This is a genomic window from Sorangium sp. So ce1504 (genome assembly GCF_051521635.1).
In the GTDB taxonomy this organism is placed as follows: Bacteria; Myxococcota_A; Polyangia; order Polyangiales; family Polyangiaceae; genus Sorangium; species Sorangium cellulosum_B.
On record NZ_CP150365.1, the window covers coordinates 8,656,098 to 8,667,240 of the forward strand.

9 protein-coding genes are annotated in these 11,143 nt (G+C 70.8%); 2 read left to right on the top strand and 7 right to left on the bottom strand.

Going from position 1 to position 11,143, the window contains the following annotated elements; all coding sequences use genetic code 11:
• The first annotated feature begins 443 nt into the window (after window positions 1–443).
• Complete coding sequence (locus WMF39_RS32560) at window positions 444–728, top strand: cupin domain-containing protein (RefSeq protein WP_437740370.1); 285 nt, start codon at window positions 444–446, stop codon at window positions 726–728.
• On the opposite strand, the gene WMF39_RS32565 is transcribed toward WMF39_RS32560, so the two are convergent.
• Complete coding sequence (locus tag WMF39_RS32565) at window positions 710–1,633, bottom strand: undecaprenyl-diphosphate phosphatase (protein ID WP_437740371.1); 924 nt, start codon at window positions 1,631–1,633, stop codon at window positions 710–712. The two genes, WMF39_RS32560 and WMF39_RS32565, sit on opposite strands and share 19 nt — an antisense overlap.
• A gap of 1,197 nt (window positions 1,634–2,830) precedes the next feature.
• On the opposite strand from WMF39_RS32565, the gene WMF39_RS32570 reads away from it, so the two are divergent.
• Complete coding sequence (locus WMF39_RS32570; protein WP_437748054.1) at window positions 2,831–3,373, top strand: response regulator; 543 nt, start codon at window positions 2,831–2,833, stop codon at window positions 3,371–3,373.
• A 70-nt stretch (window positions 3,374–3,443) separates the two neighbouring features.
• On the opposite strand, the gene WMF39_RS32575 is transcribed toward WMF39_RS32570, so the two are convergent.
• The 6 genes from WMF39_RS32575 to WMF39_RS32600 all read right to left on the bottom strand — a co-directional run bounded on the left by WMF39_RS32575 (window position 3,444) and on the right by WMF39_RS32600 (window position 10,861).
• A complete protein-coding gene (locus WMF39_RS32575; protein WP_437740372.1) occupies window positions 3,444–3,938 on the bottom strand; it encodes a VOC family protein in 495 nt (164 codons plus the stop codon).
• Between the two features lie 96 nt (window positions 3,939–4,034).
• Window positions 4,035–4,886 carry a helix-turn-helix domain-containing protein gene (locus WMF39_RS32580; protein WP_437740373.1) on the bottom strand — a complete coding sequence of 284 codons (852 nt, stop codon included), beginning with the start codon at window positions 4,884–4,886 and terminating at the stop codon, window positions 4,035–4,037.
• 156 nt (window positions 4,887–5,042) lie between these two features.
• A complete protein-coding gene (locus WMF39_RS32585; protein WP_437740374.1) occupies window positions 5,043–6,164 on the bottom strand; it encodes an ADP-ribosylglycohydrolase family protein in 1,122 nt (373 codons plus the stop codon).
• A 195-nt stretch (window positions 6,165–6,359) separates the two neighbouring features.
• Window positions 6,360–8,021 (bottom strand): MYXO-CTERM sorting domain-containing protein, encoded by a 1,662-nt coding sequence (locus tag WMF39_RS32590; RefSeq protein WP_437740375.1) that lies wholly within the window; start codon window positions 8,019–8,021, stop codon window positions 6,360–6,362.
• Window positions 8,022–8,281: 260 nt separating this feature from the next.
• Window positions 8,282–8,977, bottom strand: a complete 696-nt coding sequence (locus WMF39_RS32595) for a hypothetical protein (protein ID WP_437740376.1) — start codon at window positions 8,975–8,977, stop codon at window positions 8,282–8,284.
• 387 nt (window positions 8,978–9,364) lie between these two features.
• Window positions 9,365–10,861 carry an amidase gene (locus tag WMF39_RS32600; RefSeq protein ID WP_437740377.1) on the bottom strand — a complete coding sequence of 499 codons (1,497 nt, stop codon included), beginning with the start codon at window positions 10,859–10,861 and terminating at the stop codon, window positions 9,365–9,367.
• Window positions 10,862–11,143 lie beyond the last annotated feature (282 nt).

Below are 11,143 nucleotides of genomic sequence, written 5' to 3' on the forward strand. Positions count from 1 at the left end.
AACGGATCGAACGGAGACGTGCCGCGCGGAACCCCCGCGCGGTCACACGGTGCGTCGTCCAGTCGTCCGAGCGAGCTGCAGGCTCCCTCACGAGAGGGAAACAGGAAAGCGTCGTATCGAGGGCCAGGGACGTTCGTGAGGAGAAGCATCCTAGCCCGATGCGCCGTCGTTCGCAAGCGGGCCGTCCGTGGTCGAGGCCACCACGCGTTGCCACCGCCCACCGCCCACCGCGCGCCTCGCGCGGGCGCGCCAGCTCCACGCGGCCTCCTGCTCGCCTCGCCGCGCCATCATCGCCGTCCGCCGCTCGCCGCGGGCTCTCCCTTCGGCGCGGGCCCGACCGTCGTGGCGCCGGCGTCGGCAGGGCGGGCGAGCCTTGGCTTGCGCCCTGCCGCTCCGGCGCTGACGTGGAAGATGTCCTGCGCCTCCTTGGGCAAGATGGCGCGGTGGATACGGCGACTCGCGACGAGGTGCTGAAGCGCTGGCGCGCGCGCGGCTTCCACGGCGGGCTGTGGACCGATCCGCCCGGCCGCATGTGGAGGGATGACGTTCACGACGAGGACGAGCTCCTGATGGTCCTCGAAGGCGAGCTCGAGCTCACGCTCGCGGGCAAGACGATCGTGCCCCGCATCGGCGAGGAGATCGAGATCCGCGCCGGCGTGGTGCACACCGTCTACAACCGGGGCGAGACGACGGCCCGCTGGCTGTACGCTTACGGGCGGCTCGGGTGATCGCCGGTACGGGCGAGGCCGTCCGCTGCGGCCGCGACGTCCCCCCGCGGCGCGGGTGAGGCCGCGGCGGCGCCGGCCTCGGCGGGGGCGGAGCGGCTGGCGACCCAGAGCCAGAGGACGAGGGCGCCGAGCGCGACGCGGTACCAGCCGAACGGCGCGAGGCCATAACGCTTCAGGTAACGCAGGAAGACCGCGATCACGAGCAGGGCGACGGCGAACGAGACGGCGAGCCCGACCACGAGCGCCACGATCCCGCCGGGGGCGTCGAGCAAGGCGCGGCCGTTCTTGACGAGATCGAAGACCGTCGCGGCGCCGAGCGTGGGGATGGCGAGGAGGAACGAGAACTCGGCGGCCGCGGCGGTGCTGAGGCCGGAGAGCTGCCCGCCGACGATGGTGGTCATCGAGCGCGACGCGCCGGGCCAGAGCGAGAAGCACTGCGCGAAGCCGATCGCGAGCGCGCGCTGGAGCGTGACGTCCTCGACGCGCGGGGCGCCCTGATCCGGCCGGCGGCGGCGGACCGACTCGACGCCGATCATCAGGAAGCCGCCGACGATGAGCGCCGCCGCGACGGGCCCCGGGCCGAACAGGTGCGCCTTGATGGCCTTGTGGAAGAGCAGGCCGACCACGGCGGCGGGGAGAAACGCGAACGCGAGGGCGAGCGCGAGGCGGAGGCTGTCCGGATCCCGCCGGACCATGCCGCGCACGGTGGTCGAGAGGCGCTCGCGGAAATAGACGACGACGGCGAGCACCGCGCCGAGCTGGATCACGATATCGAGCGTCTTCGCCGCCTCGCTCTGGTGACCGAGCCACGCGCCGAGCAGGATGAGATGACCGGTGGACGAGACGGGAAGGAACTCGGTCAGGCCCTCGAGGACCCCGAGCAGGACGGCATCGAACCAGAACATTGCGCCGAGTCTACCCTCACGCGGGCGAGAGGTGCTCGAGAGCGCGCACGGGATCGGGCTGCGTGGCGGGATCGCGGCGCGGCCGCGGCGGCGCGACGGAGAGCGCCGGCCGTCGGCGCCAGATCCCGTGGAGGCTGGGCCTCCGAGCGCCGCGCCTCCAGTCACGCGGGCGATCGGCGCCGGCGGCAGGGCGCGCCAGCGGGGGAACGCTCGACCGCGACGCGCGTCGTCCTCGCGGGGACGATCTCGCCGGCGATGGCCGCAAGGCGCGAAGAGCCGCGCGTCCCGGAGCCGCGCGCCTCGGTGTTCGTGGCCGCGCATGGACGACGCGGAAGAAAGCGTCGTAGTCGGCGCTCACCTGGGCCAACGAGCGGAGAGGGCGCCAGCAGCACAGCGGTAATCGCCGCAGCCCCCGTCCGCCTCGATCACGAGCCGTTTCACGAGCCGTCGCTTGGCGGACTCAACAGGAGTGATCGAGGCACCTGCCCGTCGCTACCGCAGTTCGCCCCACGGCTCGACGCGGGCGATCGCACGGGCTGACGCAAGCTGCAGAGCACGAAAACGCCAGCTCCCCACGAACAGGGCACCTGGGACAGGGGGAAGTCCCGACAGAAACAGGGAAGTCCCGATCAGCCCGTAAGTGCCAGCCGCGCGAAACCGTGCGAAGAAGAGAAGAAGGGCACCGCGAGTACCGCAGCTCACACAATAGCCATGTGAAGATTCGAACAAGTTGCATTTGTTTCCGGCGTGCATCGCGACCGTGACCCGAAGCGGGCGCCCGCAGCCGCGCTGAACTGGGCCGTTCGCGTTGCATCTTCCACGTCCCGAGTGCCTCCACGACACCGTCCAAGCAGGTCGAACGGAACTCGAGATCTTCGTGCTGGTCTGTCGAGAGAGCATGTTGCGCGGTTGACTCGAACAAACATCGTCGTGTACACCTCGATAGAAGAGGCCGTCGGCGCCGGGGGGTGCCGCCGTGCAGGCCATCGACACCACGCAAGCGCGCTCGCGCACTTCCGCAGCACAGCGGCAGGAGATGCGGGCCCGCGATCGTCGCAGGGAGGCAGCACTGTGTCATCGATCGTAAGAGCCCATCGCACCTCTTCGCAGGGTCAGCACAGGGACGCCACGATCTCGTCTTCCCGACGAAAGTATTGCGTCCTCGTCGTCGACGACGACGAAAGGGCGCTGAGGTCCATTTCCGCGGTCCTCTCCGGGGACGTCGACGTCGTGGAATGTACGTCGGCGGAGCAGGCGCTCGTATTGCTCGAGACCAGGGAGTTTCACCTGGTCTGCTCCGACGTGGTGATGCCTGGGATGAAAGGGGACGAGCTGCTCCGGAGGGTGGCGAACATGCCCGTGTACACGAGCTGTCTCCTCATCACCGGCGCCGAGGAGTACACGCGCTCGAAGGAGGCCGTGTATCACCACGTCCTGCTCAAGCCGTTCAATCCGGCCCGGCTCACGGCGCTCGTCCTTCAGCTGGCGCGCCTCACCGAGATGAAGCGCTCGGTCCACTCGATGGCGGACTCGCTCACGCCGACGGACGCCGGGAGCGAGCTCGTGTCGTGCGGCTGGCCCGACGCCGGCATGGCGCCGGAGTCGTCGCACGCGCCGAGATCCACGAGGCTGGAGGCCTGCGTGACGTGCGGCGCCACGCCGCACGATCTGCCGCACGAGCCGGAGCCGGCGAGGGCCGCCGCGTCCACGCTCCGGGCCCGGAAGCGATGGGCCCGGTGAGCCTGCTGTCGCGCCGCCGCCCGCGCCGGCCGCGGGGCGGCCCGGCGGCGCGCGGCCGTCGCGGCGCGGGTCAGGCGCCGCTCGGGCCCTGCTCTTCCCACCACCTCGCCATGCGCACCTGCATCTCATCGACCGAGACGTCCTCGATGACGGCCGACAGGATCCACTGGTGCCCGAACGGGTCCTCGATCCTGCCCTCTCGCCGGCCGTAGAACTGGTCCGCGATCGGGTAGATGATCTTGGCCCCCGCCTCGACGGCGCGCGCGGCGACCGCGTCGGGGTCCTCGACGTTCAGCGTGAGGACGATCGGCGAGCCGCCGAGCGCCTTCGGGCCGCGCGCGTTCCACTGGGGGGCCTCGTCGGCGATGCTGATGACGGAGTCGCCGATCACGAGCTCGGCGCAGACGATGGCGCCGCCGAGCTTCGGGTCGGCGAGGCGCAGCTTCTCGGTCGCGCCGAACGCCTTCTTGTAGAACGCGATGGCGTCGGGCGCGCCGACAACGACGACGTGCGGCACGACGGCGTGGTACGGGGGCGGGGCGATAGGGTGCGGTCTCTGGGTCATGAGCGAAGGATGCCCACGCGGCCGGAGCGGGTATTGTAAAAACGTGCCGGCCTGCCGAGTCGGCTCGTCCAGCGCCGGCTCAGCCATCGCCGGTGGTCAGCCGTCGAGCGGGACATGGTTCCGCTCGCGACGCCTGGTCACGTACTCGGTGGGCGTGAGGCCGGCGAACGCGCGGAAGTCGTGGATGAAGTGCGCCTGGTCGTAATAGCCACACGCGGCTGCGACGCCCGCCCAGGAGACGCGCTCGCCGCGCTCGATCGCGGAGACCGCCTGCTGGAAGCGCTGCACACGGCAATAACGCTTCGGGGTGAGGCCGACCCGCTCGGTGAAGCTCCGGATGAACCGCTTCGAGCTCATCCCGAGCTGCCCTGTCACGTCAGCCACGGTCCACGCGCGGGACGGGTCCGCGAACGCGGCGAGCGCGAAATCGACCGAGGGATCGCGCTCGAGCGGCGCACGCGGGCGGAGGAGCCGCGACGCGAGGGCGGACTCGAGCGCGCGGAGCCTTTCCTCGGGGGTCTTCGCCTCGAGCACGCGCTCGCGGACGAGGGCGGCCTCGCGCCCCCACAGCGCGTCGAGCGAGACGTGGGCGCCGCCGAGCGCCGCGGCGTCCGAGCCGAAGAACGGGGCCGCGCCGCCCGGGGAGAGCTCCGCGCCCACGATCGCGCGCTGCTCCGCCGTGTCGATCGCGAAGTGCTCGGCGTGGGCGCCGCAGACGGCGATGCCGGAGAGGCGGTGGCAGCGGGCGGCGCCGCCATCGGCAGCGCCGTGCTCGGCAGCGCCGTCGTACCAGCGCAGCTCGTCCTCGGCGAGGTTGATGAGGAGGCTCATGGCGCCGCTGGGGAGCACGCGCTCGAGCAGGTCGGGGAGCTCGGGGGCGGCGTAGTACCAGAGCAGGCGGACGAAGCGGCCGAGTGGGGGAGGCGGGGTGTACGTAACGAAGCGCATGGGGAGGCCCGGGAGAGGCAGCATGCCATGGCCGAGGACGCGCGGCGCGCAAAGGCCGCTCCGATCGAGCCGTACCGCGGTCGAGCTGACGCCCCGCTCCATCGAGCCAGCGCGCGAACGGCTTCGGGAGCGGTCCCGTGGAGGGGCGCTCGGAGCTCAGTAAGGCGGCAGCATCCTCCGGAATCCGTGGCCCAGCGCCAGCACCAGGAAGACCAGGTTGCGCAACGGCAATACCGGCCAGAAGAGGCCGAGAGGCCCTTCCGCTAGGGCGCTTCGCTCCTCCCCCGCCGCGGCGCCCTCCCCTTGTTCGCCCCGGAACACCCGCGCGAGGCGCGCGCCGAGCCGCCGCATCCACGCGACCGACCGCGGAAAATCGGCGATCCCGTCGAGCCACGCTCCAGGGATCCCGCGCGCCCCCAGCGTCGCGCCCGCGAGGCCGCCGACGATCGCGCCCGTGCTGTCGGCGTCGCCGCCGAGCAGGATCACGTCCTCCACCGCGCGGCGGAAATCGCGCGGGTGCGCGAGCCAGCAGAACAGGGCCGCTGGAACGGTGTCCACGATGAAGCCGCTCACGCCCTGATGGAGGCCTATCGCCGCGGCGAAGTCCTCCGCCGAGGCGCGCCGGCCGAGCAGCTCCGCCGCGCGGTCGAGCCTGCGGCGGAGCTCCTCGTCCGCGACGCGCTCGCGGAGCAGCGCGAGCAGCTCGGCCGGACTCACCTGCTCGGGCGTGCGCACCGCGGCATACGCGGCCGCGAGCGCGACGATCCGCGCGCCCTCCTCGGCGCGTGGATCGGTGTGCGTGAGGCGCGTGGACGCGCGCACCATGGCCTCGATGCGCGACGGCGTGAGCGCGAGGGCCGCGCCCAGGATCGGCGCGCGCATCGCGGCGCCGTTGCCCGCGGAGAAGACGCCGCTCCGCTCCGGAGAGAACCCGAGCCACAGCTTGAGGATCGCCCGCAAGGTGGCGTAACCGACGCCCGCCGGCAGCGAGGCGAGCCAGCCGCGGAGCTGCCACGCGAGCGCGCGCGCGAACCGCGCCGCGTCCCCCGGCGCGGCCAGGAGCGCCTGGGCCGTCATGCACGCGTGCTCGGCGTCGTCGCTGATCATCCCGCGGCCGAGCACGAAGCGGTGCTCGATCGGCGACGCGCCGAAGAGGCGAGCGGCGCGGCGGCGCGACAGGCCCTCTCTGGGCAGGCCGAGCGCGTCGCCGACCGCCGTCCCAAGGAGGACGCCGGCGAGGCGGTCCTCGCGATCGATGGGTATCGTCTCGATGGCCATGCGAGCGCGCGTTTCACGTTCCGTGCCCGGAACGCGCGGAGGAGATCCGCGCTTTCACCCGCCCTGGCCAGGGCGGCGGCATGCCAGGATGGCAGTCCCTCGACAGGCTGATCGACACCGTGTCGCGAGAGCCGCGGTAACCCGCTCCGGAACAGGCCCTTCTCGGCGTCTTCGGCGCTCCGCGCGCGTGGCTGGCTACGCCCGCCGGCGCCGCCGCGCGAGCGCGAGGCCCGCGAGCGCGGCGAACGCAGCGGCGCCTCCGCCCGGGCCCGCCGAACCGCCAGCGCTGCACCCGGCCGCCGCCTGCGCACCGTCGGGCGCGTCGCCGGCGAGATCGCTCGCCTCTTCGAGGTCGGACAGATCCGGCAAAGCGTCGGACTCGTCGCGCCTCAGCAGCGCCGGCTCGTCCTCCAGCGCGTTGTCGGCGATCGGCCGGACGACGACCTCCTCGTAGTAGCCCTCCAGGCCCTTCGAGCCGGCTCGCAGCGCCGCGACCGGCGGCGCTGTGGCGCCGGCCGCCTCGACCCGGAACAGCGTGTTGCCGAGCGTCACATACCAGCCCCCGTCGAACCAGCGCGCGTGGCCGAGCGCGCTGCTGATCTCCTCGGGCGCGGCGCCCGGGCGGCCGATGTAACGCTTGCCCTCGTTGAGGAACACCACCTCGCCAGAATCGCTGATGCCGTCGTGGCCGACACGGAGCTTCTGCTGATCGAGCTGGCTCGAGGTCGCGAAGGAGCTGAGCTGGTGCAGCTCGCCGTCCGGGGTCCGCAGCCACACCTGGTTCACGTCCCCGTCGCTCCTCAGGAACCCGGCGTGCCCCGCGTGCAGGAGCAACCCCGCGGGATCGCCCGCGATCGAGTCGCCGAGAGCGACCTCTGCGCCATCCGCCGTGTACAGGAAGCTCGAGCTCGTGCTCCCGTCCGACCACCGGCCAGCGACGTTCGTCCCATCGGTGATGGGCCGCTCCAGGTTGCCCGGGTGGTCTCCGAGGGTGCCCACGAGCAGGTGGCGGATGAACGGCTCTTCGTGCGTTGCGTAATAGATGTCACCGGTGGCCGCGATGTCGGACTGGAACGGCGAGTCGCTGCCCGTCCGGCTCCAGATGCCCCGGCTGTGCCCCGTCGACAGCGTGTGCGCGTAGGCCCTGCCCCCGTCCTCCGTGACCCACACCAGCGAGTCGCCGTTCACCGCGTCCAGCCGGCCCGTCGTGATCCTGGTCCACACGCCGTCGACCGACGTGAAGATGCGGCCGTATCCTGACTGGATGGCGGCGCCCGACGGCGTGAGCGCGCCGTAGGTGGGGGTGCTCCCGGGCGGATCCTGCGGCAGCGTCGCGAGCCAGCTCACCTGCTGCGAGGCGCGGTCGAGGACGCCGAGCGACTGGAACTGATTCAGGAACAGGACACGGGCAGCGTCGAAGTCGAGGATTGAGCCCTGGACGCGATGCACCGCGACGAGCTTCGGGCTCCGCTCGATAAGGAGGGGCCCGAAGGTCGCCGTGGCCTCGGAGCCGGCGCCCGCATTGCCCGAGAGCGTGACGGTGAGCTCTTCCCCCGATTCGAACGCCGGGAAGGGGCGAGTGAGGAGCATCAGCGTCCCCGGAGACGAGCTCGAGGTGCGGTCGATGCAAGCGCTCGCCGTCTGCGTCCGGCCTCGAACCTCCACGCAAAGGCGCTGGCACGCCTGGGTCGATGTCGCGAAACACCTCACGTCGAGCGGCACGTTCCCCGAGATGACGCTGTGGGGGCGCGGGCTCGAGAGGTAAAGAAGCGGCGTCTCCTGGGCCAGCGCAGCCGCGGCCGTGAGCGACAGGAGCGATGCGGCGACGATGCTGATCAGCGTACGAGAATCGCGCATGGGACCTCCAGTTGATGAACACTTGGATGCTGCCCCGTGGCGCCGTGTTCACGGCATCCCTCGCCAGGGGCAGCGCGCGCGGCTCCTTGGAGCAACGCGAGCGCGAACGGAAGCGGCTTCGCCCCCCCGCTCGCACGCTGTCATCGGATCACCCCGGTCACTCGAGCGCTCGAGCCTGCCAGCTCCAATGTGCTCCGAGCACCGACGGCGAGCTCAGCGAAGGGGCCATCGCCGAGCCCGCCCCCCAGGACGCCTGCGCCTCAGGGGCAGCGCGGAGCTGTGTACTCGCCGCTGGGATCGGTTTCCCAGAGCGAGCCCACGCTGAGACGGAAGCGCACTTCGGCCTCGTCGATGGAGAGGATCTCGAGCGTGCCCGGTCCAAACGACCCACCGCCCCACGGGCAGTCGTCCGGCTGCGGAGAGTAGGGCTCGCCCGTCTCGCTCATGTGGCTATAGCTGACGAGCGCGGGATCCTCGAGATCGTAGACGCCGACCTGCTGGTAGGCGCTGGGCAGCACGATGCTCAGCGCCCAGTGCCCGCCGCAGGTGAGATGCGTGGTCGGGGAGCCGCACGAGACACCGAGATCCGATGCACGAAGGAAGAGGTCATTGGGATCGAGCGCGGGGCCGCCGCCCGACCCGCTGCTGCCGCCGACGTCACCCTGGCTCTCCCAGTACCGGTCCCAGAGCACCTCCATCTGAGCGCGCGTCAAGGCGACAGCCGGCAACGCATCACCTGGCTCAGCGTCGCCCCCGGAGCTGCCGCTGCCCGCAGTGTCGATCGAGCCGCTCTCGCGCGGCGGATCGGCGGGGTCGTTTGAGCCGCTCTCGCCCGGCGGATCGGCGGGGTCGTTCGCCCCGCCGTCGTTCATCGCGCCCTCGATGAAGCTCACGTCACAGGCGGCCAGCAGGAGGGGCGCCAGGATCAACAGCATGGAAGCGTTCTTCGTCGTCATGGCGTCCACCATTGCACGACCAGCGCCAACCTGACGGCAGACCAAAACCACGGCCAAACGACGGTGCAACACGCAACCTGTGCCGCGGGTGTGCCAGCGTGCGCATTGGCGCCCTTGCGCCGTCCTCCGGTTGTACCGCCAGATTCCTGGCGTCCCTGGGGGGCATCGTCACCACGATGAGGGCTGAGCGACCGCGCGCGCCTCGAGCCTGGCGGCGTCGAAGCCCGGCCGACCTCCAGCCGCCCGCCGGGCCCCGTTCACCCCACGGCCTGCGGGTACGACGCTCTCGCTCTCGGGTACGAGCGCGCCGGCTGCGGCCCGTGAGGGCCGCGCCGCCCACGCTCGTCCCTCGCACCCCCGACAGCGCCGGAGGTGCGAGGCGCGAGCTCACCACGAGGTCAGCTGAGCTTCGATCCTGTGTTGAGTCGCCTGCTCGTAATCGTAGGCGAACCCCAGCAGCTCAGCCTCGCTCCAGCGAGGGCCGACGAAGATCAGGCTGAAGGGAGCCCCGTCGCTGTATTGACCAGCGGGCACGACCACCCCGGGCAAGCCCGCGATGTTGATCGCGGACTCCGTCGTCGCGGGATAGGTGTCCGAGCCAGAGAGCTCCGGCAGCGTGTCATAGGTCTGCGGAAACGCGAGGCCGTCCAGATCGTGCGCCGCCATCACGGAATCGAAGACGTTCACGTACTGGTCCCGCAGGGCCCAGAAGCCAGACAGATCGGGCGCGTCCTCGGGGAAGAGCAGCGAGGCGGCCAGCACGGGGAGCTTGTCGACGTACCAGGACAGCGGCCCGCCGACGGGATCGAACGGAGATATCCCCGTGTAGGCCGCCAGTCCGTCGATCGAGCCGACGATAGTCCCGCCGACCTTGACCCCCTTGAGGTAGCGCTGGAAGTCGTAGGCCACAGACTCCGTCCCTCGCATGTCATAGGGCTCATCGAGCAAGGCCAGATCGGCGAAGCCGCTCCCGGCGAAGGGATCTTCGACGACGATCGCGCCTTGCTCCACCAGCTCCTCGATCGTTTGTTCGTACAGCGCTTGCGTCTCGGGAGACAGGCCGCCGTTGCGCCACCCTGAGCCGTACAGGCCGATTCGCTTTCCGCAGAGGGCGGTCTTGCTCAGCTGGCTCGTGTAGCCCCCCACGGGCAGGTGTCCATTGGACAGGCTCGTCTTGGGGTCCTCCGGGGAGTAGCCCGCGAGGATATCCATCATCATGGCGGCGTCGCGGACAGTCCGCGCGATGGGGCCCACCACGTCTCTCGTGCTGGCGGCCAGGGGCACGACGCCGGCCGTGGGGACGAGGGCGAACGTCGGCTTGATGCCGACGAGGCTCTGCGCGGCCGCAGGGTTCTGGATGGATCCCCCCGTCTCCTCCGCGAGGCCAAGCACGGCGAAGTTGCCGGCCACCGCAGTGGCCGTGCCGCTGCTGCTCGCCCCGGGCACCAGGGTCGGGTCCACGGCGTTGTAGGTGGGCCCCGCCCAGCTGCTGTTCGCCCGGGTGCCGTCGTCGCTGAAGGCCGGGATGTTCGTCTTCCCGAGGATGATGGCCCCGGCGGCTATCAACCGATCGACGACGACGGAGTTCTTGATGGGGAGCAGATCGACACCGCCGGCGACCTGCGAGCTGAGCGGAGCCCAGCCCGCCGTCGACGGCAAGCCGACGTGATCCATCGACTCCTTGATGACAACGGGGATCCCGGCCAGGGGGCCGAGGGCCACGCCGTTCCTCCGCTTCCTGTCGATCTCGCGCGCCTGCGCGACGGCGTTCGGGTTCAACGAGGTGAACGCGTTGTAGGACGACTCGTACTGCGCGATCCTCGAGAGATAGGCGTTCGTCAGCGCCTCCGCCGTGTAACGGCGCATCAGGTACGCCCACTGCACCTTCGAGATCGTGAGCTCAGATACGTCGATAGCGGGAACGCCAACGGGGGCGGTCGCACCATAGGCGGTGCTGGGAGCCCCTGCGGCAATACCAACGAAAATGGCTGCTACCAAGGCAGCGCCAGACAGAATGTTCTTGTTCACGATGGACTGCTCCCTCTCACTTCAGAACATCGACCCTATGCCGAATGAACCTCCGCCGTCGGGTGCCGATTCGGAACCTCGAGCTCGAATCACACGAGTACAGCGGAGCAGAGCTCGACGAGGCATGGAATCGTCGCG

What these genes read in the sequence shown, in the direction of transcription:
- WMF39_RS32565 (WP_437740371.1), bottom strand. Translation starts at nt 1,633, where the DNA reads ATGTTCTGGTTCGATGCCGTCCTGCTCGGGGTCCTCGAGGGCCTGACC.
- WMF39_RS32575 (WP_437740372.1), bottom strand. Translation starts at nt 3,938, where the DNA reads ATGACCCAGAGACCGCACCCTATCGCCCCGCCCCCGTACCACGCCGTC.
- WMF39_RS32580 (WP_437740373.1), bottom strand. Translation starts at nt 4,886, where the DNA reads ATGCGCTTCGTTACGTACACCCCGCCTCCCCCACTCGGCCGCTTCGTC.
- WMF39_RS32585 (WP_437740374.1), bottom strand. Translation starts at nt 6,164, where the DNA reads ATGGCCATCGAGACGATACCCATCGATCGCGAGGACCGCCTCGCCGGC.
- WMF39_RS32590 (WP_437740375.1), bottom strand. Translation starts at nt 8,021, where the DNA reads ATGCGCGATTCTCGTACGCTGATCAGCATCGTCGCCGCATCGCTCCTG.
- WMF39_RS32595 (WP_437740376.1), bottom strand. Translation starts at nt 8,977, where the DNA reads ATGACGACGAAGAACGCTTCCATGCTGTTGATCCTGGCGCCCCTCCTG.